The organism is Parabacteroides sp. CH2-D42-20, assembly GCF_003670185.1.
Lineage (GTDB): Bacteria > Bacteroidota > Bacteroidia > Bacteroidales > Tannerellaceae > Parabacteroides > Parabacteroides distasonis.
On the sequence record NZ_RAYG01000010.1, the window covers coordinates 93978 to 119113 of the forward strand.

Sequence of the window (25136 nt, forward strand, 5' to 3'; positions counted from 1 at the left end):
TCGATATATGACATTGAAAGATAAACATATTATATTAGGGATTACGGGGAGTATAGCCGCATACAAAGCCGCTTATATCATCCGGGGATTGGTGAAAAAAGGAGCCGAGGTACAAGTGGTTATCACGCCGGCGGGAAAAGAGTTTATCACTCCGCTTACGTTATCGACGTTGAGTAGCCACCCTGTAATCAGCGAGTTTTTTTCCAATAGGGATGGTACATGGAATAGCCATGTGGATCTGGGGCTTTGGGCGGATGCCATGTTGATTGCTCCGGCTACCGCTTCCACGATCGGTAAGATGGCGAACGGAATCGCCGATAATATGCTAATAACTACTTATCTTTCTTGCAAATCCCCTGTATTCGTGGCTCCGGCCATGGATTTGGATATGTTCGCTCATCCGAGTACCCAACAGAATCTGGAGCGCTTGCGTTCATTCGGTAACCGGATTATCGAACCTGCCGAGGGGGAATTGGCGAGCCATTTGGTTGGTAAAGGCCGGATGGAAGAACCCGATAAGATTATCGAGGTTTTGGAAGACTTCTTTTTCGCTCAAAAAGATCTTGAAAAAAAAAAGATCTTAATAACAGCAGGTCCGACATATGAAAAGATAGATCCCGTACGTTTTATAGGTAATTACTCTTCCGGTAAGATGGGGTTCGCTTTAGCGGAAGCTTGTGCGGAGAGAGGGGCGGAGGTGACTTTGGTCGCTGGTCCAGTCTCTTTAAAAACACATCATCCGGCTATTAAACGAATCGATGTTGAGTCTGCCGGGGAAATGTACCAAGCGGCGATAACCGCATTCCCGAGTAGCGATGCTGCCATATTATGTGCCGCTGTCGCCGATTACCGTCCGGAGAATGCTTCCGGGCAGAAGATCAAACGGGAAACAGAGGGAGAGATGACGCTTCATTTGGTTCCGAACCCGGATATCGCCGCCTCTTTGGGTGCGATCAAGCGGGAAGGACAGGTCATGGTGGGGTTCGCCCTGGAGACGAACGACGAGGCCACTCATGCCGAAGGTAAACTGAAGCGGAAGAATCTCGATTTCATCGTCTTGAATTCTTTACGAGACCAAGGTGCCGGTTTCCGTTGCGATACCAATAAGATCACGATTATCGACAATGCCGGAGGAGTAACGAGCTATCCGCTCAAAACGAAGCGGGAGGTAGCCTCTGATATCGTAAATAAGTTGGTAACATTATTGAAATGAGAAAAGTAAGAAGACTGTTTTATCTATTCATGCTTTGCGCCGCTCCTTTTTGTGGGAAGGCGCAAGAGTTGAACGCCCGTATCACGGTAAACGGAGACAAGATCGCGACCGCTAACAAGCAAATCTTCACGACCTTGCAGAACTCCTTGACTGAGTTCGTGAATAACCGGAAATGGACGGATGCCACGTTTGCTGTCAATGAGAAGATCGATTGTACGATGACGATTATCGTGAATGAATTGGATGAGACGAACTTCAAGAGCGAGATCCAGATACAAGCCCGCCGTCCGGTCTATAATTCCAGTTATACGACCACTCTTTTGAATTTCCGGGACCAACAGTTGGATTTTGAATATACGGAGGGAGAGCCATTGGACTATAACTCAAATACGCTGACCAGCAATCTTACGGCCACTATCGTGTTTTACGTCTATGTGATCTTGGGGCTTGATTTCGATAGTTTCGCCCCGAAAGGTGGAACTACCTATATACAGCAGGCCCAACAAATCGTGAACATGGCCCAGTCTGAGATGTCGTGGACGGGCTGGAAAGCTTTTGATAGCAACCAGAACCGCCATGCCGTAGCGACGGCTTTGCAAGATAACGCATCCGACGCTTTCCGGGAAATGTGGTACACGTATCACCGGAAAGGACTCGATGAAATGGCGGCAAATCCGGATCGCGGACGTACGACGATCATCGGTGCGCTTCCCGCCTTGCAGGAAGTAAAGAAAGCCCGGCCTACTTCTGTGCTTCTACAAATGTTCGCCGACGCTAAATTAGATGAGATTATCGCGATTTATTCGAAAGCGACCACACAAGAGCGGCAAGAGGGCTATAAGATGCTGTTCGAGATCTATCCGGCACAATCCACTCGCTTGGAAGAGCTTCAAAAACCAGTAAGGTAAAATAGTTATGTTGAAATCCTTATTTATACAGAACTTTGTCTTGATAGACAATTTGGATATCCGCTTTGATAAAGGCTTCTCGGTGATAACGGGTGAGACCGGAGCGGGAAAATCTATTATATTAGGAGCCTTGTCATTGGTGCTGGGACAACGTGCGGATGGTAAGAGTATAAAGAAAGGTTCGGATAAATGTGTGATCGAGGCCGTATTTGATGTCTCAAAATATCAGTTGGAGCCTTTCTTCCTAAGTAACGACCTTGAGTACGACGCGGATAGCTGTATCTTGCGTCGGGAGCTTTATGCCTCCGGCAAATCCCGTGCCTTCGTCAATGATTCTCCGGTTTCCCTTACGATCTTAAAAGAGTTGGGAAGCCGCTTGATCGATATCCATTCGCAGCATCAGAACCTATTGTTGGGCGATAACCGTTTCCAGCTGAAAGTGATCGATGTAATGGCCGAAAATGAGATCTTGCTCATTCTTTATAAGAAGGAATTTACCCGTTATCAGGCGTTGCGAAGGGAACTGAAAGATTTGAGGGACAAAGCGGCTCAAAGCAAGCAGGAGGAAGACTATATCCGTTTTCAATTGGAACAACTGGACGAAGCCAACCTTCAACCGGATGAGCAGGATGAGTTGGAGCAAGAGCAAGAAACTCTCTCGCATGCGGAGGAGATCAAAAGCTCTTTATATAAGGTAACCGAACTCTTGGACGGCGAGGAGCAAGGAGCCATCCAAATACTCAAGGAAGCCCTTTCCACCGTGGATTCCTTAGAAAGATATTTCCCGAAAGCCAAGGAAATCTCCGAGCGAATCCGCTCGGCTTATATCGACTTGAATGATCTGGCTTCCGAGACAGACGTTTTAAAGGAAGATGTAGAGTTCAACCCAGAACGATTGGAATGGGTGAATGAACGCTTGGATACCCTTTATACGCTCCAGCAAAAACACCGTGTCTCCACCGTGGATGAATTGATCGCTATACGGGATCAATACCAAGAGCAATTGCGTGCGATCGATTCTTTCGATGAGCAAATCGGTTTGTTAGAGAGTCAATTGGATGCCTCGTATAAAGAGTTGCTTCAACAGGCCTCCGTGCTTAGCGAGCAGCGTAAAGTCGCTTCCACGGCGATGGCCTCGCAATTGGTCAAGATGATTATTCCGTTGGGGATGCCGAATACCCGTTTCCGTGTGGACATCCTTCCTCGCAAAGAGCCGGAGAGCGATGGAATGGACGATATCCGATTTATGTTCTCCGCCAATAAGAGCGCGGAATTGCAGCCGGTAGCCCAAACCGCTTCCGGAGGTGAGATCTCCCGGTTGATGCTCTGCATTAAGGCTATGATTGCCGGGTTCACCGCTTTACCTACTATTATCTTTGATGAGGTAGATACGGGGGTATCGGGTGATATCGCCGATAAAATGGGGGATATCATGCAAGAACTCGGAACAAAGATGCAAGTTTTCGCTATCACTCACTTACCTCAGATAGCGGCGAAGGGGCAAGCTCATTATTTTGTTTATAAGAAGGATACCAAAGACCGTACGCTGACCCGTATCAAGCAATTAGAGGGGGAGGAACGTGTGAACGAGGTGGCCCGTATGTTGAGCGGAGCCTCGTTGACAGAGGCTTCTCTTGCCAATGCGAAAGATTTGTTGGGTATCAAGGATTAAACCTTTCTGAAGTAGGGCAGTCTTAGATAAAAGAACAAACGATTCGCTTTATTATTAACTTAAAATTGAAAAGACATGAAACGATTCAGCTTACTATGTGTGTTGGCTATATTGTGCAGTTTACCCGCTTACAGCCAGTTTTGGATCAGTTTTGGGTGGAATGAACCGCATTGTCAAAATTGTCTTTGGATGGAGCAAGCGATGCATTTGCCCGCTCGCCAAGCAGCGGAATACCATAAGATCATCCATAAGTACGGACAGAAAATAGAGAAGGAGGCCCGCCGTGACTATCGGTATTGGGACCGGGCAGCTCGTCGTATTTACGATTTGCGCATGGAAAGGGATCGTAAGATCCAACGTATATTGACTCCAGCCCAGTTCAATCTATATGTCCGTTTTGTAAGGGAGCATCCGCAACGTATCCATGATTATCGGGGATGGTATGCGAATCCGAGATATCCGGATCGCCGCCCGTCCCATGACTGCCGTCGCTATGAGGATAACTATTGGAATTACCGCTGGGGTACCATTCACCATGACAATCATTGGAGAGACGACCGGCATGACTCAGATAGACATTGGGATCGTGACAATCATCGTCATGACTATCGGAAACCAGCGAAACCGGATAAGCCCAAACCTAAAAAGAATAAGAAGGATCGGGACGATAGAAAAGAACGGTATTATAGCAATGGGCGAAAGGTCTAATAATTCAACCATAGCTTGAAAGAGGCCCATTTTTCTTTGCTGACCAATATTTTCTCTTTATGTTCCGGCTTTATGTGGACAATGACCTTATTCTGAAAATAGGGCTCTATTTTCACGATGGATTCGATATTTATGATCGTCTGCCGGTTCGTCCGGAAAAATTTATCGGGATCTAATTGTTCCATGAGTTTATCCAGCGGGAAATCGATTATGTACTCCTTGTTTTGGCGTGTGACAGCGAAGGTGATCTTGTTTAATGAATAAAAGTAGGCGATATCCTCCACCTGTAAAGTGATCAGTTTCTCGTTGCCGGAAATAAGGAAACGGGTCCTGTATTTCTTGCCGGGATACGTGAGGGAATGGAGTACTTCCAATAAATCATTTTGCTCTAAGAGCTTCTGGTTGTACTTAGACGTGACATGCTCGAATTTTTGGATGGCTTCCTCCAATCTCTCTTGTCGTATCGGTTTGAGTAGATAATCAATACTGTTTACCGTAAAGGCCCGGACTGCATATTCATCGTAAGCGGTCGTAAAGATAATGAGACTTGTAGGACAAGCCTGTTCTATAAATAAAAAAGAATTTCCATCCGACAACTGGATATCCAGAAAAACGATATCCGGATGCGGATGGGAAGCGAACCAAGCCACGGATGATTCGATGCTTCCGGGTATCTTGATGATATCCCATTGCGGGCGTAATTTCTTTATCATACCTTCCAGTAACCGGGCGGCCGGTTTCTCATCTTCGATAATGGCTACTTGAATATTATTCATAAATAAGTGGGATTGATACGGTGAATTGGTGATCATTTTTACGGATTTGGATATCCTGCTTACATAGTAATTGATAACGCTCCGACAAATTCTTTAATCCTTTACCGGATGCGTTTGAGACTTTTTTAGGTCGTAATGTATTGCTGACGCATAGATATCGACCGTTCTTTTCAGTATATACTCGTATGGTCATCGGGTTAAAATCGTCGATATAATTATGTTTCACGACATTCTCGGCTAGCAGTTGCAGTGTCAGTGGGGGCAATTGATGGTCAATGACGTTGTCGGGAAGATCGCGTTCCAACGACAAACAATCTCCCAGCCGGACTTGATGGAGGAATATATAAGAATCCAGAAAATCAAGCTCCTCTTTTAAAGAGACGATCTGGCACTGTTGCTGGCGGAGCACGTAACGGTATACCTCGGATAGATGCTGCGTAAACTTGACCGCCGTAGATGGATCATACTCTATCTCCGCTATCAATGTATTCAAGCTATTAAACAGGAAATGAGGATTTAGCTGGCTTTGGAGAGCGGTATATTTAGCTTGTATAGATTCTGCTTCCAATCTTTGTTTCTCCTTATATAAATTCAATGTATAACGCATCGAATAATTAATCAAGAGAAGGCTGAAAATGATCATCTCCACGAACCAGACGGCTATTACTAAACCGGCCCCTTTTGCCCGGATCACGAAAGGATCGCCAATGCTTGTGATCCATTTCAACGAGATAAACAGGGTACAATTCATAAGTAGCAATAGGATCGCTACCAGCAGATAATGCCATAACATCCGGCTCTTATCGATATAATACAATGGGTAATTGGTAGCCATCCAATTACTGCTGACCAGTAAACTGAAACCGAACAGGTTGAATACCGCTATCGTGATGGACAAAGCGATCAATGAAATTTTTATATCGGGGATGCGCTCTTGTAGCTCCGTATGATATAACAGCAAGAAATAGGAAAAGACCCCTAATGCCGAAAACAAAAGGATACATGCCGATTTCCCGTATGATATTTCTTTCATGACCTATTCTTTTTCGCGAAGATAATAAATTGCCCGTTCGAAATCCGTCTTCGCCATCTGTGCGTTTAGTTTGGATTGTATATAATTAACCTGAGCTTGCTGATGATATAGTTGAGCGTTGATAACCTCGACGATGGAAACATTCCCCTCCTTATAACGCTCCATGGCCATTTGTTCACTTTCGGATGCTTTTGATAATGAGCTCTCGGTTAGTTTGACTTTATCGATAGCTTGCTTATAGTTGTAATGGGCGGTTTGTATTTCCAGCCGGATCTTATCTTGCGCCTTGCTGAGATTCTGTTGAGCCATATTGATGGCGTACGAGGAAGCGTTGCGGGTACTCTTACGTTTTCCCCATTCGAAGAGCGGGATACTGAGCTTGGCGTAGATCGCATAGTTCGGATCTAGGTCGGATTTGAAGTTATAGCCCGGTGAGGAATAACTTCCATCTACTCCAATATGGAATTGGGGTAAGAAACGGGCATCTGCTATTTTCCGGGATGATTCCTGTAACTCGATCTTGTTTTGGGCGATCCGGTATTCCGGCCTGCTGGTTATTGCGTTATCTATCGCATCCGATAAAGGGATAAATTGTTTGAGGGCGATTACGGAATGATCGATCGGCAAGGTATCGCTCGGGTTTACACCAGCGAAAGAATTAAGGGCTAAACGTGCGATCTCGGCGTTATCACGAGTTTGCAATAACTGGAAATCTGCGTCGTTTAGTTTTACCTCTGCCATAAGAAGATCGTTTCGATCGATATATTCGACTTCTACCCGGTGGTGTACGACATCCACTAGTTGCTGTATAGATGTACGAAATGCCTGTGCCACGAAAACCAGCTCGTGTTGGGCTACCGCATTCCAATAGTAGATATCGGCGTCGTGTAGGGTATTGCTTTTTATACGATTGGATTCATTGGATGCCAACTCTTTTTCCTTCCGTGCTTTTTGGTAGTTGGCACGAATGCCGCCTCCGGTATAAATCGGTTGTGATAGGGAGAGAGTCGCCCCATATTTCAGATCTTTACCTTGAAAATAAAGGGGGGAACTCATAGATGGCAAATCAATCGATAATTCTAGCGGATTACCGGTATAATTGAAATTACCTCCCGCCGAGAGTTTCGGTTTGAAATCCGCACGGGCCGATTTGATCATTTCCTGTTTCATGGCCTCGTTGTATCCCGCTGCTTTCAAGTCTTGGTTGTATTCCAAGACTTTTTCCCTATATTGCGCTTGATAATCGCTGTTTTGTGCGATTAACGGGAAGGATAGGAAGGATAAGAGACCGCTGATAATATATACTTTGTCCATTTTTATCGTTTATTTGTGAGGTGAATGAATCCGGTAAAACAATGCGTATAACGTCGGGGTTACGAATAACGTAAGTAAGGTGGCGAAGGTGAGTCCGAAGATAATAGTCGCCGCCATTCCACCGAACGCTACGTCTAAAAGTAAAGGCACCATTCCTAGAATAGTCGTGGTGGCTGCCATCAAGACCGGGCGAGTCCTTGAGATGGTTGCCTCTATGATCGAGTCGTATGGAGAGATACCGTTACGACGTTGCGTGTTAATCTCGTCTAATAATACGATTACGTTTTTGATAATCATACCCAAGAGTCCCAACCATCCGGCGATCGGGAAAAAGCCGAAATCGAACCCGGTAAGTAACATACCGATCGCTACCCCGATTAAGGAGAGAGGGAGCACGCAAAGGATGATTATCGGTTGACGGAAATTGGAGAATAAAGCGACCAATATAACAACCAACATCAAGAATGCCAACGGAAAGAATTTGACAAGGGCTTGTAATCCCTCTGTCTGGTCTTTATATTGTGAATCCCAGAAGAAGCTATATCCTTGGGGCAGGTTCATTTTCTCGATCTCTTCCCGAATCTCACCATGTACCTCAGACATGGTGTAACTGTTTTTCACGCCACACATCGCTGCCATAGACAATTGCCGGTTGTAGGTCTTGATCTGCGGATATTCCCATGTAGAGGTTACTTGTTGGGTTACTTGCGACAAAGGAGCGGATTTCTCTCCATTCCAGACCGAGAAATCGCCTAATGAATGGGGATCATTGATTCCGCTCGTCTCCGATTTCAATAAGACCGGGACTTTCTTTTCCTCATCCCGGTAAATCCCGATAACCGTACCTTCCTCGATGGATTTGACGGATTCCATCAAATTGGCCTTGGTGATACCTAAGGAACCGGCTTTTACCGGATCATATACCGGGCGTATCATATAGGTCATATTACCCCATTCATTCCGGGCATCGGCTACTTTCGGGTTCCTTCGCATAATGTCGATAGCTACTCCAGCCAAAGAGTCCAATACCGCCGGGTCCGGCCCGAGGAAACGGGCTTCTATCAAGGCTTCCGTAAGCGGGCTTAACTCAAACTTGTTCACCTTGATGAGCGGTTCCGGATATTTTAAGCGAATAGAGTCTTGTAGCAAGGCATGCAATTCCCGGGCCTCTCCGGATGTCTTACATTTTACCAATAATTGGGCATAGTTTGGTTGGGGACCGAAGCTAACGTTCGATAGATAATAACGGGGCGGTGTCCGTCCGATATAAGAGGAAACCATTTCCGTCTGCGAATATTCTTGGATGGATTCGGCCATATCAGTAGCGTATCGATCAGTTTCCTTGATGGCTGTACCTTCCGGTAGCCACATATCTAAAGTGAAATACTGCTTATCGAGCGAGGGCACGAACACTTTCGGGATAAACTGGAAACTCCATGCGGAGATAACCAATAGAACGGTTAAGATACCTACTGTAGCGTATCGGTATTTGATGACAAGGCGTAGGGAAGACCGAAAATAATCATAGTATTTTCCGGAGAATAATTCCCCTGTTAACTCGTCCGGTCTGGGGCGCCGTACAAACTCTTGGATGAAGAATGGGGTTTGCGTAAGCGCGAACACCCAGCTGAACATCAAGGATACTCCGATCACGATCACTAAGGATGAAAGTAATTCGCCCGTGATATGCGGTGAATAGTAAATGGGCAAGAACGTGAGGATCGCGATAGCCGTAGCCGCCAGTAGAGGCAGGGCGGTGGATGAGCAAGCCCTCATGATCGCGATACGTTTGCGCATGCCTCGTTGCATATTTACCAAGGCAGAGTCCGATACTACGATGGCGTTATCTACCAACATACCCATCGCGATGATGATAGCGGCAAGAGACATTCGTTGCAAGGCGATCCCGTTGGCGAACATGACAATTAAAGTGGCGAAGATAGAGAAAACCAATCCGCTACCGATCAAAAGGCCGTTTTTGAAACCGATAAAGAACAATAAGATTGCTACTACGGTCACGACGGAGATGATCAAGTTCAAGATAAATCCTTGGTTGGCCACGGCGGACTCATATCCTTGGTCGTATATGGAGGTGAGCTCAAAACCCTTGGGCATGGTCTCCGAAAATGATTGAATACGCTTTTTCACGGCTTTGGCCATATCGACCACGTTCCCGGTCGGTATGGTAGAGATAGCGATACCGACCGCTTGCTTGTTATTGATGCGCATGAAGTTTTGGGGCGGAGTCTGGTAACCCTCTTCGATACGGGCGATATCGCCTAGCCGGAAATGCTCGCCGGAATGAGATACGATCGTAAGGTTACGGATATCATCCAAGGAGTAAAAATTACCGGTGGATTCGATACGTATGCGAGTCTCCCCGTTGCGAATACTCCCGGCGTCTACCACTTTATTCTGTCCGTCGAACGCCCGTTTGATATCAGCTGTCGTAATACCCCGATTGGATAAGATCGTGGGGTTTATCCGGATATCGATTACGGGAGTTTGTATGCCGTAGATCTCTACCTTTGCCACGTCTTTTACTTTCAGTAAATCGTCTTTGATCAGTTTGGCTTGATCCTCCAGTTCCCGGTAGGTATAAGATTCTCCGGTCAATCCGTAGAAAACACCCAATACATCGCCAAAATCATCATTGACGATGGAGGTTCCCGCTCCGGAAGGTAATTTGCCTTGTACGTCGTTTACCTTTCGGCGTAGTTTATCCCATAACTGCTGCATCTCGTCGGCCCGGATTTCCTTTTTCACGTAGACCGTGATCTTGGAAAGTCCAGCCCGGTTCTCTGTCTTCAGATAGTATAACTCGCCTAAGGATTGAATGGCTTCTTCCAGCACATCCGTCACTTGGGACTGAACTTCCGAGGGGGAGGCGCCGGGATAAGGGGTAAGTACCAAGGCTTGCTTGATCGTAAACGGGGCATCTTCCAGTTTTCCCATCTTTGCGTAAGAGAACAGCCCCCCTGCCAAGATCAGGACTAGCAGGAGCCATGTAACCGCTTTGTTTTTCAGGAAATATTTGATGAATTTTTGCATCTTACTTATTTTTGGATGGTTACGGTACTATTTTCGGAAAGGAAACGTTGCCTTGTCAATACGACAAGGTCATTTTCCGTGATTCCTTCCACGATCTCTATCTGGTTATTTCTTTGCTCACCGAGTTTGACGGGAACGGAGTTTACCTTGTCTCCTTTGACCACCCATACATAATCTCCTTTTTGGGGGCGATGGCAGATAGCCGTTAAGGGAAGCCATAGATTTTGAGACCGCTCTTCTTTGGGTAGGTCGATCGAGAGGATTCCACTCATTCCACCCAGCCATTCCATATCTGGATTAGGGACAATGGCAGTCAGCAGATAAGAGAGGTTATTGTTTGTCGTACTTTTAGACACATATAAATCGGAAGGGGTGATTGTCCGTTCGGGAGCCGTATCGAAATGGATTCCTATTTGACATAGCTTCTGTTTTTCTTTATCATATAAGTGTAAGGCGACTTCCTCTGGTATATAGGTCTCGATCTTGAGCCTGTCCAGTTCTATGAAGGTAAGGATTGGCTCGGTCGCTTTCACGTCTTGGAAAGGTTCGATATGGATATTTTGGATATATCCGTCGTAAGGGGCGGACAGATGGGTATCGCTTAGGGCGTTGACGGCGGTCTCGTAATTGGATTTGGCAACAAGGAAATCCGCTTTCGCCTTCTCATAATTACTTCCGGAGATGTTATTCTTTTTGTAAAGGGCCTCGATCCGTTTATACTCTTGGTTGGTTTGCGAATAGAGCGCCTCTGTTTGCTGCTTGCGAATCAAGAAGTCACGGTTATCGATCGAGAGGATCGTGCTGCCTTTGGAGAACGCTTGTCCGGGCCGTAAGTCGAAATTCAAGACGGGGCCATTGATGCGGAAAGATAGGACCGTCTCATTGTAGGGCCTTGATAAAAAGGTGTATTCACGACTTCTGCCGATCTCTGTCTTTTTTATTGGAGAGATCACCTCGACAGGTAAGTTCGTGCCTTCGGACTTTGTGTTCTTTTGGCATGCCGATAAAAGGATGCCCAGAAGCAGGATGTATGAAATTCTTCTCATAAGATATACCTAGTTATTTGTTACCGGGCAAAAATAGAGGCAATGGATGAAGGAATAAGGCGGATTTTTACTGAACCGGAAGATACCGTCGCTCAACTGGAAAATAGACCGGCCCAACCTTAATTTATAACGAGGCGGACGATGGATGCCTTATACCGTGTATCACTATAGGCAATGCCCACTGCAACGCCTGTGCAGTGACAATTAGAACCGGTGATACGGTGAGTAAGCTTCCGCGGTTCCGCTTTTTTATGTACTTTTGCCGGCAAAAAAGGAGAAAGTAATGACATTGCCTTCAGAAGAACATATATTCCAGTATCCGGGACAAGGGCGGATCGAGGTGATTTGCGGTTCCATGTTTTCCGGTAAGACGGAGGAGCTTATCCGCCGTTTGAAACGGGCTAAATTCGCCAAGCAGCGGGTGGAGATTTTCAAGCCTGCGATCGATACCCGTTATTCGCAGGATAACGTGGTCTCGCACGATAGTAATTCGATTCCTTCTACTCCGGTGGATTCTTCCTCCAGTATCCTATTGTTCACTTCCGAGATCGATGTGGTGGGGATAGACGAGGCCCAGTTTTTCGATGAGGGATTGGTAAACGTGTGCAATCAATTGGCCGCTAACGGTATCCGGGTGATCGTGGCTGGGTTGGACATGGACTATAAGGGAGTTCCTTTCGGTCCTATGCCGGAGCTATGCGCTATCGCCGATGAGGTGACGAAAGTGCATGCCATCTGCGTGAAATGCGGACGTTTGGCTTACGTATCCCATCGTATCGTGGGAAATGATAAACGGGTCTTCTTAGGGGAACAATCCGAATACGAGCCTTTATGCCGGGAATGCTATGCGAAGGCTGAAGGTTTGAAGAATTGATTATTTATCCCTACATTTGTGAAATTAATAGTTTTGCGTTATATAAAGTATGAAAGAAAACGAGATGGTGTTCGGCATTCGTGCCGTGATTGAGGCTATACAGGCTGATAAGGATGTAGATAAGATCCTTGTGAAAAGGGATTTACAAGGGGATCTATCCAAAGAGTTATTTGAGGTACTGAGAGGCCGTGAGATACCGGTACAACGTGTTCCGGCTGAACGCTTGGATCGTTTGACTCGAAAGAATCATCAGGGGGTGATCGCTTTTATGTCGGCGGTTACCTACCAGAGCTTGGAAGATATCATTCCTTTTGTGTATGAGCAAGGAAAAGATCCTTTCATCGTATTGCTGGATGGGGTTACGGACGTGCGTAATTTCGGCGCTATTGCCCGTACCTGCGAGTGTGCGGGAGTCGATGCGATCGTGATTCCGGCAAAAGGAAGCGTTTCGGTAAACGCCGATGCGATCAAGACCTCTGCCGGCGCCTTGCATGTATTGCCGGTTTGTAAGGAGAAGAGTATCAACCAAGCGATCCGTTTCTTGCAGCAAAGCGGGGTGAAGGTATTTGCCGCCAGCGAGAAAGCGGCGGAGAATTATACGGCGGTGAAGTATGAAGGACCGGTAGCGATCGTGATGGGAGCGGAAGATACGGGTGTGTCTCAGGAGAACTTGCGCATCTGCGATAATATGGTAAAGATTCCGCAATTCGGAACGATCGGCTCCTTGAATGTATCTGTAGCCACTTCCATTCTGGTGTACGAAGTGGTTCGCCAACGTATGAACGAGCAACAATAATAATATGTATATAAACTAAAGAAGAAAATGAAGAAAGTTATCGCTACAAAAAACGCTCCCGCCGCTATCGGTCCGTATAGCCAAGCGGTGCAAGTAGGCAATATGCTGTTCGCTTCCGGACAGCTGGGTATCGATCCTGCTACGGGACTTTTCGTTGAGGGATCCGTAAAGGAACAAACCGCCCAAGCGTTCAAGAATGTTCACGCTATCTTGGCAGAGGCAGGTTATAGCATCAATGATGTCGTAAAAACAACCGTATTTTTAGCGGATATGGGCGACTTCGCCGTTATGAACGAGGTATACGCCTCTCAGTTCGAAGGTGCGTTTCCCGCACGTTCGGCGGTAGCCGTTAAGACACTGCCGAAGAATGGTTTGGTAGAGATCGAGGTGATCGCCGTGAAAGAATAATCATAAGGAATAACGAGAGTAGTCTCATCACTTGTCGAGACTACTCTCGTTATCCATCAATACTCCCGTGATACGATGCGACTACTCTCGTAATTCATCGATACAGCTAATCTCAAAAGCCTATTATCTTCTTTTTCTGGGAGCGGGATTCATGTCACCCCTCTGTCCGAATAATTTCTCAATCAAATCCTTTCGTCCCATCTTTTGCAATACTTGCATGATCTGACGGCGTGACTCGGGTTTATACCAGAAGAAGAACTGGCGTTGTGCCAACTTTTGTTCTTTTGAGCGGGCCGTATATACTTTCTCCAACGTATAAGGATGATATCCGGTATAATACATCTCCGTAGCCAATGTCATCGGCGTAGGCGTGAAGTCTTGTACTTGCTCCAACTGGAAATGCAAGCTCTTGGTGATCACCGCCAGCTCCGCCATATCCGCCTCGGTACATCCCGGATGGCTGGAAATGAAATAGGGGATGAGTTGCTGGTTCAACCCGTATTGCCGGTTTACCTTATCGAATATCTTCTTGAACTGTCCGAATTGCGAGAAAGACGGTTTACGCATTTGTTTCAACACATCGTCTTGCGTATGCTCCGGGGCCACTTTCAAACGGCCGGATACGTGGCGGGCGATTAATTCCTCGGTATAGGTTTGAGCTGCCTTGTTTAAAGACTCATCCGCATAACGGTGCAATAACAGGTCATAGCGTACACCGCTTCCGATAAACGACTTCTTGATCCCGGGAAGTCTATCTACCGCTTTGTAGATATCCAGTAGCGGCGTATGGTCCGCGTTCAAGTTCTTGCAAACGACGGGGGAGATACAAGACGGTTTCTTGCATTTGGCGCAAATCCGCTCATCTTTCCCTTTCATACGGTACATATTGGCGGAAGGGCCTCCCAGATCGCTTAGATATCCCTTGAAATCCGGCATTTCGGTAATCGCTTTCACTTCCTTCAAGATCGATTCCTTGCTTCGGGAGGCGATGAACTTCCCTTGATGCGCCGATATGGTACAGAACGCGCATCCTCCGAAACAACCCCGGTGGATATTCACCGAGAACTTGATCATCTCGAAAGCCGGTATCACTTTCCCTTTATATTTGGGATGCGGCAAGCGGGTGTAGGGAAGGTCGTAGGAGGCATCTATCTCCGCTTCCGTCATTGGAGGGAAGGGAGGATTCACCACAATCACTTGCTTTCCTACCTTTTGCAAGATACGTGAGGCATTGTATTTGTTGGATTCCTCTTCGATATGCCGGAAATTCTTCGCTTGTTTCAATTTATCTTTTAGGCATTCCTCGTGTGAGAAGAGCACGATATCATCGTCTTTCGCATCCTCTTTGTCTGCCAGATAAACCGTTTGGCGGATGTCCTTGATCTCGTTGAAAGGAATGCCGGACTTTAGGCGGCGCACCAATTCCTTGATCGGCTTCTCGCCCATGCCGTAAATCAATAAATCGGCCGGGCTACTGGCAAGGATTCCCGGTAATAGCTTATCTTGCCAATAATCGTAATGCGTAAGCCGGCGTAATGAGGCCTCGATGCTACCCAATACGACGGGGACATCCGGATACAATTCTTTCAGTATTTTAGTATAGACAATACTCGGATAATCCGGGCGCATTCCCGGACGTTGGTCCGGCGTATAGGCGTCGTCGCTGCGTAATCGCTTATTGGCAGTATAATGGTTGATCATTGAATCCATGGCACCGGCGGATACACCGAAGAAAAGCCGGGGAACGCCGAGCTTCTTGAAATCCCGGTAATCTCCCCGCCAATCCGGTTGCGGTACGATCGCTACCCGTAATCCTTCCGCTTCCAATACACGACCGATCACGGCCGCCCCGAAAGAGGGGTGATCCACATAGGCGTCTCCCGAGAAAAGGATCACGTCGAGGTAATCCCATCCCCGTGCCTCGACTTCTTTCTTCGTTGTGGGCAACCAATTGTCTAGTTTAAATGTTTTCATAATACAAAGGTACGTGATAATCTTGGAATAATCATAGAGACGCTATTCATAACTTTTATTTATGGGGGATTCGTTTTTATGATTAGGACAAGAGTTCTCAATCTCGTATCTTTGTGTCGAAAAGAAAAATAAACATTTAAAAACAAGGTTTCTTATGAAAACACTCACAGACGAGAAGCTGACGATTGTCGGCGCAGCAGGTATGATCGGTTCTAATATGGCACAGACCGCTATTATGATGGGACTAACTTCCAACATTTGTTTGTACGACCCTTACGCACTGGGTTTGGAGGGAGTTGCCGAGGAATTATTCCATTGTGGTTTCGAGGGTGTAAACATCACTTTTACCTCAGACATCAAGGAGGCTTTGACTGGCGCTAAATATATCGTTAACTCCGGTGGTGCCGCAAGAAAGGCAGGTATGACCCGTGAGGATCTCCTAAAAGGAAACGCCGCTATCGCCGAGGAGTTCGGCAAGAACGTAAAGGCTTATTGCCCGGACGTAAAGCATATCGTGGTTATCTTTAACCCGGCGGATATTACCGGTTTGATTACCTTATTGTATTCCGGCTTGAAACCTTCTCAGGTTACGACGTTGGCCGCATTGGATTCTACTCGTTTACGCAGTGAGTTGGCAAAACATTTCGGTATCTCTATGGATCAGGTTGAGAATTGCCGTACGTATGGTGGCCATGGCGAGCAAATGGCTGTTTTCGCCTCTACCGCTAAAGTGGATGGTAAACCTTTAACTGAGCTTATCGGTACGGATGCCTTGACGAAAGATCAATGGGCGGAGATACAGACAAAGGTTACGAAGGGTGGCGCGAACATTATCGCCTTGCGTGGCCGTTCTTCCTTCCAAAGCCCATCGTATGTATCTATCGAGATGATCGCTGCGGCAATGGGTGGTAAACCGTTCCGTTGGCCGGCTGGCGCTTATGTATCAAACGGTAAGTTCGATCATATCATGATGGCTTGGGAGACCTCGATTACGAAAGACGGCGTAACGTTGAAAGAGGTGCATGGTACACCGGAAGAAGAGGCTGCATTGGAGAAGAGCTACAAGCACCTTTGCGCTTTACGTGACGAGGTGATCGCTATGGGCGTGCTTCCCGCTATTTCCGAATGGCATAAATTGAATCCGAATATCAAATGATCGAATAACAAGTAATTTAGATTTTCATGGATATATGGAATCCCCGCTTAGATGGCTTCGTGCCGGAAAGCGGGGATTCTTGTTTTATTTTATCTTTAGTCCGGGGATCAGGGGCGTGCTATCTACCAGTTCCAACTCTTGCACCATCTGTAATGTTCCTTGTTTGTATTTCTGGAAATGGGGCGTTTGGATATGGCTTTTATAAGCGTCTTGATCCGCGTAAATCTCTAGGATGGTTACTTTATGCGGATCTTCTTTCTCCGATACGGCATACAGTGTAAGAACACCCGGCTCTAGACGCATGGAAGCCTCGATCTCTTCTTTCAGAAAGGCGTTATAACGTTCCAACTGGGCGGGATCGACCGTGATCTTGGATAGGCGGACTAAGTTCTTCTCAGGGGCGGGCTGAGAGGACTCCTTAATGATCTTCAACGCTTTGATAGCGGAAGGGAAGCCGATATAAGGAAGACATTGTATAACCGCCGCCGTTAAGGTCTCCTTGCTATTGCCGGCCAGTAAGTTCCCTTCGAGATGCGAGTGTAGTTGGCTTTCGGCTTCAAGGGTCGTTAGTATGCAATAAGCCAGTAACTCCCGGGTTTTGAGGTCTAGCCCGTTGCGAGTATAGATATCTCCGAAGCAGAATTCGGTGAGGAATCGCTCTACTTCCGGACCCATATTTCCCGGGACGTTCCTCATGGCCTCTTTGATTCCCTCGCCGTAAAGCCGGCTTTGTATGGCTTGTCCTTTCTCGTGGCGATCTTCTTCCGTAACGGTAGCTTGTCTCTCCAGAGGCAAAGCGATGCCTTGTTGCTTAAAGACTTCATTGATGGTATTTAAGGCATTCAATGTCTTCGGGAAACCGATGAACGGGGCACATAGATATATTGCCTCCCGTAGCTCGATGGGAGTGACGCCTACGTTTAGCGCCGCTTTGGCGTGGGCGTTCAGTTGGGGCAAGGTTTGCATCGTGGCTAATATGGTGCAAGTGATAAGCTCCCGGGTCTTTTTATCAAGATCTCCTGTGCGGAATACCTCCCCGAAGATGAATTTCTGGAGAATGTCCATCATTTCCGGATCTGTTCCTTGTCCGGTCAATGCCTCGCCTCCGAATAGCTCGGTGTAATTCTTTTTACAGCGTTCGATTCTGTCCATATTTTGTTCTGTTTTAGAAGTTGGGATATCTTGTGCGAAGGCTGGTATGAAGCCTAGCAGGAAGAGTGCGATTGCTTTTGTTTTCATGAGGATATCGTTATTGTTTGACATCACAAAGATATTCGGATTTATCTCAAGTATATGTATATATATTACGGATCTTTGTATCAAAATTACCGTTCGTAAACGGAGCTGATCCGGATGACAGCCGGGGTTGAGCAAACGAATAAAGCGCCTGCGATTCCCTTGCGGGAGACACAGACGCTTTCGTTCAAATAAATATTCTTATAAAGTACGATCCGGATATAAGGCTTTCCACCATTCCGGCTCGTCTTTCAGCCATTTGGCGAACCATGCGTAGATGGTATTTTGCCAGCCTATACGTTTCTGATAGCCTACGATACCATGATTCTCGCCATCCACCTGCACGAACTCCACGGTTTTCCCTAGGATCTTCAAGGCGGCGAACATCTGGATACTTTCCCCGATGGGTACGTTCGTATCGGCGTTGCCGTGAAGCAACAGGAGCGGGGTCTTGATCTTATCGGCGTTGAACAACGGGCTTTGCTTGGTAAAGAACTCCGGGGCGTTCCAAGGATAAGTGCCGGCATTCGCTACGGAGCAATAGCCATATCCCCAATAACCTTCTCCCCAATAGCTACTCAACGCGCTAATACCGGCATGGCTGATAGCGGCGGCGAAAATGTCCGTACGGGTTTGTAGGTATTGTGTCATGAATCCGCCGTAGCTGGCACCGATGCAACCGATCTTCTTCTCGTTCACGAAAGAATGCTCCTTGCAGAACAGCTTGGTACCTTGGATGATCTCATCGGCGGTCTTCAGGCCCCATGCGTTCACATGGCGGGCGGCGAATTCCTGTCCGAAGCCCGTCGTTCCGCTAGGGTTCAAGGTGTAGACCACGTATCCGAGAGCGGCGTACATATGCATGGAATAACGCATCTCCAGCGCACGGTTCGTCGGAGAAGTACCGCCATAGTAATAAACGATCATCGGATATTTCTTATTCGGATCGAAATGAGGCGGCAGGTAATAACGGCCTTGGATAGTCGTACCCTCATCCGACTTGAAGTTCCAGTCGTGTACCTCGCCCAAGGCGATATCTTTTAATTTATCTTGCGAGAGATCATACACCAAGCGGTTCTTTCCACCTTTCAGGTCGTAAGCGTAAAGGCGGTTGGCGTTGGACGCGCTCTGTCCGTAATAGAAGAGAACCGGAGCGTTGTCGGCCAACGCATACGACATGATAATATCCTCGGAGGCGGCTACTTGCTTGATCTTCCCGTTTGCCGGATCGCACGTATAGATCCGTTGGTAATCCTCATCCTCACAGAGGATATAGATTTGCCCGTTGAAGCGGTTCCATACGGCATCGATCACGTTCGGATTGAAATCCTTGGTGAGAGGGGAGGCTTTACGGCTTGCCAGATCGTATAGGAATAACTGCCCGTCGTATGAGTTGGAGATCTGTCCTTGCTTGATATTTCGTCCGATCCCGTCGAAAGCGTCGCCTGCCCCGGCTACCAATAACTGTTTACCGTCGGGCGAGAAGGCGGCTTGGTTTACGTACGGGGCTTTCTCCCAGATCGTATCGATCGCCATGGTCTGCAAATCCAATTTATAAAGGGAGTTGCGGGAGTGCGGTAAGGAGGTGTACACCCGGTCGCTGGTGCTGAACAATAGATAGCGGCTATCAGCGCTGATATCATTGATATAAGTGTCCGTATGCCCGAAAGTAAGTTGCTCGTACAAACCTGTTTTTAAGTCATACCGCCAGATAAAGGAGCGGTCACGGAAACCCGGGATACGGTCTGCCGGCTCTAATACACGGATCAAGTCCGTCCCTTCCTTGGGACCTTCCTCTTCTACGGTATAGAGAAGCGTGGACTCATCGGGGGTGAATACGAACCGCCCTTTCGGAAGGTTCGGGACTAATACCGTTTGTTGGTAGGTCGCCGGATCTACGGTTACCAACTCCGTACCGTCCAGACCGGTGCGGGTGTAATACAATCGATTGCTTTTAGGCATCCATTTGGCGGTTGTCAAGAAACTTCCGTCTTGCAATAAGACCCGTCCCGTAGCGGCATCCATCAATTGCCCGTACGATTCGCTCTTGCCCTCCGGGAATCGATTGACGTATTTTACCAAGGCATACTTCCCGTTCGGGGAGACACTTACGCCTTGGAAATCCTTTCCTTCTAGGATATTCAGAAGGGTGTAGCGTTTCTCCGGGTTCAAGGAAGCTACGACTTTCGCTTCCGCCTCGCTCTTGAAGGTAGCCTTTAGGCTGGGAGGACAAGTGTCTGTTTCCGCTGTCAGGTATTTAACGACTACTTGATAGCGGCGGGGTTCCATCACCAACTCGGAAGAGGCTCCGACCGGTTTATCATTGACGAATACTTCGAACGCCCCGGGACCCGATATATCGAGCGTGCCTTTTACGTACCGGTCGCTGTTCAAGAAGAAAGAGAATAGATGCAGGGCATATCCCTTTTGCGGGGCGGCGAAGGTGATCGCAACTGCCGTGTCAGCGTCGAGTACCGTGGCGTTCGCAAGCGTTTGCTCGAACGGTAAGGTCGCTTTTAATAGATTCTTCGCCTCGAAAGGCTTGCCGTTTACGTTGAGGCTGTCCGCTAGGATCGGCTTGTTGACCGTGAACGGGCCTGCGTGCAGGAATTGCGTTACTTTCACGTCTTCCATGGCGTAAAGCGAAAGGGCGGAAAGAAGCAATGCCGGAATTAAGTTAGTTTTTCTGTTCATATATAATTAGTTTAGGATAAACGTTTTCCGCAAACGATGTAAAGCTGTTCGGTATCCTCTACGACGAGCGGAAGAAGATAAGGCTCCATCAATGCCGCCACCTCTCGGGCCGGGGGCAAGGGCAGCGATAATCGATCGGCGTGCCGATGGTGGTGCGTATTGATCTTTTCCTTGCTCTCGCTGTGGCAGATAACCAATTTACCGCCGGGCACGAGCAAGTCGCTCATATGCTCGATCAACCGTTCCGGCCGCATGAAATGCGGGTAAGCGCTATATAGGATAATATAGTCGAATCCTTTCCCCTCGTAGCTCATAGCGTCCTCTTGGAGGAACTCGATGAGCGGATGATCCGGATATTTCACGCGTGCTTTCTCGATCATTTGGCCCGCTATATCGATAGCTACGATTTGGCGGGGTTCGTACGGCAGCAGGTAACTTTCCAATATCCCCGTGCCGCAACCGACATCGAGGATGCGAGCGTTCCGCCGCAGGTTGGTACGATCCAATATCGTCCGGATTTTTTCCGGATCATGTACGCAGACAGCGTCCCAGCGTTCCGCCATCGTATCAAAAAAAGTCTCTATTTGATTCATGACAATTGTCCTTCCCATAGAAAACAATCGCTGAACAGGGATTGTTCCTTGAAATGGGTTGGTTTTTCGAACAAACCGAACACGGACGATCCGGAGCCGGACATGGCGGCATATAAGGCGCCTCCCTCGTATAAGGTATCCTTGATCCGCTCGATCACGGGATGTTTCGGGAATACGCTCCGCTCGAAATCGTTCACCATCCGCTCTTTCCATTCGGATACCGGTAGCCGGATGATCTCTTTCAAGGAGGTCTCGGGCGTGGCGGGTGTTACCATCGAATAGGCTTCGGGGGTGGAGACGGCTACATCCGGTTTAATTAAGCATAGATAATAATCCTTTAAGGACAAGTCCACGGGCTCGAATTGGTTTCCCGTGCCGGTCGCGAATACCGGCGTGTTACGGATAAAGAACGGGCAATCGGCTCCGATGGTGGACGCTATCGCCTCCAACTCATCCGGGTGAATATCCAAACCGCAGAAATCATTGACCAGCTTCAACATAAAAGCGGCATCGGCGGAACCTCCTCCAAGCCCGGCGCCAAAAGGTATCGCTTTCAACAAATGGATCTCTAGCGGGGGAATCTCGTATCTCGTCTTTAGGGCGTTCAGCGCTTTTATGACGAGGTTCTTCTCTTGGGGAGCGTCTACCGGGATTCCGGTCCCGGTGAAACTGGGCTGATCCGAGGCGACGATCTCGAGGGCATCCTTCACGGGGATCGGATAGAAGATGGTCTCTATATTATGATAACCGTCCGGACGTTTGCTTACCACGTTCAGACCTAGGTTTATCTTGGCATTCGGGAAACAGATCATAGTATTTAATGTTTGTTTTATATGATACGCGAAGATAATGTTTACCGATCAGAATTACCTTAATCTGATGGGCAAATAGGATAATCACACCAAAATTTCTCCATAAGTGTCATACCGCCAGCGACCTGTTTCTCCATATCCATTAGGATGCCCATAATTAAATGCCTGCTTAAAAGAAAATCCCTCCGACCCGCCCTCATTCTCTTTATAGTCAGTATGCGGTAGTAACAATGCAACCTGTGGCTTGAGCTTGTAACAATACTGAGCATTACGATTCTTTTTGCGCTATGCTCCGCTCTCGCTTCCATTCGCAGTAAGTTCGACAATTCATTCTCAATTGCCAGAGATATACTCGCCCTATTTAAAAAGAACTACCTGAATTATGCTTTATATCAGTTCCGTCAACCAATTTAGCTGTTGGATCTTCACGTCCAATTCACGTAATTGCTTGGAATATGAATCTATTTCTTTTTGTAAATCTGCCACATTTATTGTGCGGACATAACGGATTTCATTTGCCGAATAACGTTCTAAACTGCCCGTTGCCGATTGTGTGACGGAACGAAGGACGGAGATGCGCAATGCTAAGATATCTTTCTTTGCGATCATTTCCGTAAGGCTTGTACCTTCTGCAAGGGTAGCCATGTTGGTTCGGTTGATTCTGAAAATCAGTGTCTCCAAATCATTCAGATTATTATTCAACTCATCCATAAGCCCCCGTGGATCTTCTGCGGGCTCTTCACCTTCTTGAATCCGGGCATTGTTTTTTAGCCGGACTTCCAGTTGTGATATTCTTTTTTGTAAATCAGCTCGTAAGCTGAGAGCTTCTGCTAATTTCATAATTCGGTATGTTTTTAATGTTTGCTGTTCTTGCTCTTTTGGAATTGCATACCCGATCATGAAGAGGGCTGCTTCCAGAGAACGCATGTCTTTAAATTGGCATTCTGGGAAGTTTAATACTTCTTTTAATAGCCAATTGGCTTTAAGGTTGCATTCAATATGGATTTTTCCTCGATCAAGTTTAGAGAATTTGTAAATGTCGCTGTTAGGATTCCGATTAACCTCCGGATTTCGGGCATCACCATAGGCGAATTTTAATAAAGAAGGGACACCGCCTTGTTTCTGCTCTATACAATATAGTTTCACCAAATAGCATAAAGCGGCTCCTACACGACTATCGTAGATGATAAAATCATTTATATATAAAGAATAAATCTTGGTGAATCCTGAGTTCATAATAATTATCTCATCCTTTATATCTAAAGAGTCACGGGTTAAGACCCCTTCTGCCTTCATTAGATAATTCACAAGGTTGGTTTGTGCCTTGATCCTTTCTTGATTTTCCCGTATAACGCCTCCCCATTTTAATATATCGAGGCAAGCATCTTGGCAAGCTTCGTTGTCATTATTTCGGATACTCGCTTTAAGTCGTTTGGCATAACTTTCCAATAAGGCATTGTTTTCCTCCCAATTTAGACCTCCCCATTTATATTTGTGGCAAGCATCATAAAAAGAGGTACATTGCCATTCCTCCTTCTCTTTCTGATTGTAATATGAATGGGTGAAATTAGATAGTTTATCACGAAGCCACTGGATAAATCCAGATACATACTGATCGTTTAGGAATTGTTCTTTTGTCATAACAACAGATTTTGTGTAAAAATAAATATTTTATTGTATATAATAATGTTGTAAGTATATTTTTGAGTTTAATTTTAGTTTTCTTCTTGCGGGCATAGCTGTAGGCATCACGCGTAAAAGAGTAGGTTTGACGTTTTGACATTCTGTAATCTAAACTTCCGGAGAAGCGTTTTTTCCGGGCTAAGGTACGCCTTGCTTCCGAAAATGGCATAGAATAATAGCATCTGGTTGTCTTGTAGTGTTTTATGGAAATAGGCCTTTTTATTCTAGCGAGATTAATTCATCGTATCTCATATTTTTAGGTGAAAATAGCCATTTTATACGGGTGTATCGATCAATTCTATAGGATGCGAGGGCTGTTTCTTCCGTATGTATCGCCTAATACATACGGTTGCGTTACCTAATACATACGGTCGTGTTGCCTAATACAGCCTTTTGTGTTACCTAACTCTATTACTTTTGAGTCCAAACAGGGGTATTTAGGCAAGAAAAAGGTCTTGACATCGTTATTCTGTTATTTCGATCATAATGTCAAGATTATCTCATTTTCGCTTACGGTCTCTATAATCGATACTTATTTATCCTTTATGATTTCATGGAGCATGGCAACCTTTTCTTGCTCGGCCTTTAATAATCGTTCGTAAAGCTCGACTATTTTATCGATGGGATTGAAAGTTTGATTTTGAATGCTTCCGGCTGCAGTTGCGTTATCTTGCCATGTGCCAGAATAAATATTGATAAGCGCTCCTTCATTAAGCTCCGTGATCGCCTCTGTCGGAATATCCAAAGCTTTAGTTATCTTTTCCAATACTTCAGGTTCCAATTCGTCTTTTTTCTCGTAGCCGGATAAGGTGGCTTGTGATACCCCTATTTTGTCGGCGAGCACTTCTTGTTTGATGCCTCTCCATTCTCTCCAACGTTTTAAGTTGGCTCCATGACTATTTCTTCTGGTAAATGTTGTTTCCATGTCAGTTCTTATTGATCCTGTCACAAAAATAAGTATTAAATCTGAGTTATCTTACTATTGTATCAGATATCCAGAGCAACCGCACCTAATTTTATTTATAACTACAAATTACGATGGGCATTGTTACCGACCGTAAATACGTAGTCAGATATATCATTTATCTCTGTCATCTGATAATATTAGTCGTGACATTGATATTTTATCAAGGGGATTGATGGTATATCAGCAGGCGGTAAGCTTATTTTGTCTGCGAATGATAAACAC

At 46.5% G+C, this 25136-nt stretch carries 20 protein-coding genes; 8 read left to right on the plus strand and 12 right to left on the minus strand.

Annotated elements, in window-relative coordinates:
• The first annotated feature begins 7 nt into the window (after positions 1 to 7).
• The 4 genes from coaBC (at position 8) to D7V92_RS07615 (ending at position 4501) form a co-directional block, all read left to right on the plus strand.
• Complete coding sequence (gene coaBC, locus D7V92_RS07600; RefSeq protein ID WP_087344873.1) at positions 8 to 1213, plus strand: bifunctional phosphopantothenoylcysteine decarboxylase/phosphopantothenate--cysteine ligase CoaBC; 1206 nt, start codon at positions 8 to 10, stop codon at positions 1211 to 1213.
• On the plus strand, positions 1210 to 2121 hold the full coding sequence (locus D7V92_RS07605; protein ID WP_008772391.1) for a DUF4835 family protein: 912 nt from the start codon (positions 1210 to 1212) through the stop codon (positions 2119 to 2121). The genes coaBC and D7V92_RS07605 overlap by 4 nt, the downstream gene beginning before the upstream one ends.
• 7 nt (positions 2122 to 2128) lie before the next feature.
• Positions 2129 to 3793 (plus strand): DNA repair protein RecN, encoded by a 1665-nt coding sequence (recN, locus tag D7V92_RS07610; protein ID WP_087344876.1) that lies wholly within the window; start codon positions 2129 to 2131, stop codon positions 3791 to 3793.
• A gap of 75 nt (positions 3794 to 3868) precedes the next feature.
• Positions 3869 to 4501: a hypothetical protein gene (locus D7V92_RS07615; RefSeq protein ID WP_005857615.1), complete on the plus strand. Its 633-nt coding sequence runs from the start codon at positions 3869 to 3871 to the stop codon at positions 4499 to 4501.
• Here D7V92_RS07615 and D7V92_RS07620 read toward each other — a convergent pair.
• From D7V92_RS07620 to D7V92_RS07640, 5 genes are read right to left on the minus strand one after another with little or no spacing between them, the layout of a single operon-like run.
• The gene (locus D7V92_RS07620) at positions 4498 to 5277 is read right to left on the minus strand and encodes a LytTR family DNA-binding domain-containing protein (RefSeq protein ID WP_008778407.1); all 780 of its coding nucleotides are present in this window, start codon (positions 5275 to 5277) and stop codon (positions 4498 to 4500) included. The genes D7V92_RS07615 and D7V92_RS07620 overlap by 4 nt on opposite strands.
• Positions 5270 to 6310, minus strand: a complete 1041-nt coding sequence (locus tag D7V92_RS07625; RefSeq protein WP_005862913.1) for a sensor histidine kinase — start codon at positions 6308 to 6310, stop codon at positions 5270 to 5272. The genes D7V92_RS07620 and D7V92_RS07625 overlap by 8 nt, the downstream gene beginning before the upstream one ends.
• 3 nt (positions 6311 to 6313) lie before the next feature.
• Positions 6314 to 7624: a TolC family protein gene (locus D7V92_RS07630; protein ID WP_005862911.1), complete on the minus strand. Its 1311-nt coding sequence runs from the start codon at positions 7622 to 7624 to the stop codon at positions 6314 to 6316.
• Positions 7625 to 7633: 9 nt separating this feature from the next.
• Positions 7634 to 10675 (minus strand): efflux RND transporter permease subunit, encoded by a 3042-nt coding sequence (locus D7V92_RS07635; protein WP_057328346.1) that lies wholly within the window; start codon positions 10673 to 10675, stop codon positions 7634 to 7636.
• A gap of 5 nt (positions 10676 to 10680) precedes the next feature.
• On the minus strand, positions 10681 to 11721 hold the full coding sequence (locus D7V92_RS07640) for an efflux RND transporter periplasmic adaptor subunit (RefSeq protein ID WP_008772386.1): 1041 nt from the start codon (positions 11719 to 11721) through the stop codon (positions 10681 to 10683).
• A gap of 283 nt (positions 11722 to 12004) precedes the next feature.
• Here D7V92_RS07640 and D7V92_RS07645 point away from each other — a divergent pair, with 283 nt between their 5' ends.
• Genes D7V92_RS07645 through D7V92_RS07655 form a run of 3 tightly spaced genes read left to right on the plus strand, consistent with a single transcriptional unit; the run spans position 12005 to position 13799 of the window.
• Positions 12005 to 12595, plus strand: a complete 591-nt coding sequence (locus D7V92_RS07645; protein WP_005857603.1) for a thymidine kinase — start codon at positions 12005 to 12007, stop codon at positions 12593 to 12595.
• 49 nt (positions 12596 to 12644) lie between these two features.
• A complete protein-coding gene (gene rlmB / locus D7V92_RS07650) occupies positions 12645 to 13391 on the plus strand; it encodes a 23S rRNA (guanosine(2251)-2'-O)-methyltransferase RlmB (RefSeq protein ID WP_087344891.1) in 747 nt (248 codons plus the stop codon).
• 27 nt (positions 13392 to 13418) lie between these two features.
• Positions 13419 to 13799, plus strand: a complete 381-nt coding sequence (locus D7V92_RS07655; RefSeq protein WP_005862903.1) for a RidA family protein — start codon at positions 13419 to 13421, stop codon at positions 13797 to 13799.
• A 123-nt stretch (positions 13800 to 13922) separates the two neighbouring features.
• On the opposite strand, the gene D7V92_RS07660 is transcribed toward D7V92_RS07655, so the two are convergent.
• A complete protein-coding gene (locus D7V92_RS07660) occupies positions 13923 to 15773 on the minus strand; it encodes a YgiQ family radical SAM protein (protein WP_087344894.1) in 1851 nt (616 codons plus the stop codon).
• Between the two features lie 154 nt (positions 15774 to 15927).
• Between D7V92_RS07660 and D7V92_RS07665 the strand changes: the two genes are divergently transcribed.
• Positions 15928 to 16929 carry a malate dehydrogenase gene (locus tag D7V92_RS07665; RefSeq protein WP_121772619.1) on the plus strand — a complete coding sequence of 334 codons (1002 nt, stop codon included), beginning with the start codon at positions 15928 to 15930 and terminating at the stop codon, positions 16927 to 16929.
• 84 nt (positions 16930 to 17013) lie between these two features.
• Here the strand turns inward: D7V92_RS07665 and D7V92_RS07670 are convergent, their stop codons facing one another.
• From D7V92_RS07670 to D7V92_RS07700, 6 genes are all read right to left on the minus strand, one after another.
• Positions 17014 to 18168 (minus strand): carboxymuconolactone decarboxylase family protein, encoded by a 1155-nt coding sequence (locus D7V92_RS07670; protein ID WP_087345009.1) that lies wholly within the window; start codon positions 18166 to 18168, stop codon positions 17014 to 17016.
• 198 nt (positions 18169 to 18366) lie between these two features.
• Positions 18367 to 20859 (minus strand): prolyl oligopeptidase family serine peptidase, encoded by a 2493-nt coding sequence (locus D7V92_RS07675; RefSeq protein WP_087344897.1) that lies wholly within the window; start codon positions 20857 to 20859, stop codon positions 18367 to 18369.
• A gap of 11 nt (positions 20860 to 20870) precedes the next feature.
• Positions 20871 to 21452: a class I SAM-dependent methyltransferase gene (locus tag D7V92_RS07680; protein ID WP_057328342.1), complete on the minus strand. Its 582-nt coding sequence runs from the start codon at positions 21450 to 21452 to the stop codon at positions 20871 to 20873.
• Positions 21449 to 22264, minus strand: a complete 816-nt coding sequence (gene ispE / locus D7V92_RS07685) for a 4-(cytidine 5'-diphospho)-2-C-methyl-D-erythritol kinase (RefSeq protein ID WP_005862891.1) — start codon at positions 22262 to 22264, stop codon at positions 21449 to 21451. Before ispE ends, D7V92_RS07680 begins: the two co-directional genes overlap by 4 nt.
• Before the next feature lie 387 nt (positions 22265 to 22651).
• Positions 22652 to 23905, minus strand: a complete 1254-nt coding sequence (locus tag D7V92_RS22715; protein WP_005862889.1) for a DIP1984 family protein — start codon at positions 23903 to 23905, stop codon at positions 22652 to 22654.
• Positions 23906 to 24479: 574 nt separating this feature from the next.
• Positions 24480 to 24872: a helix-turn-helix domain-containing protein gene (locus D7V92_RS07700; RefSeq protein WP_005862887.1), complete on the minus strand. Its 393-nt coding sequence runs from the start codon at positions 24870 to 24872 to the stop codon at positions 24480 to 24482.
• Positions 24873 to 25136: the final 264 nt, after the last annotated feature.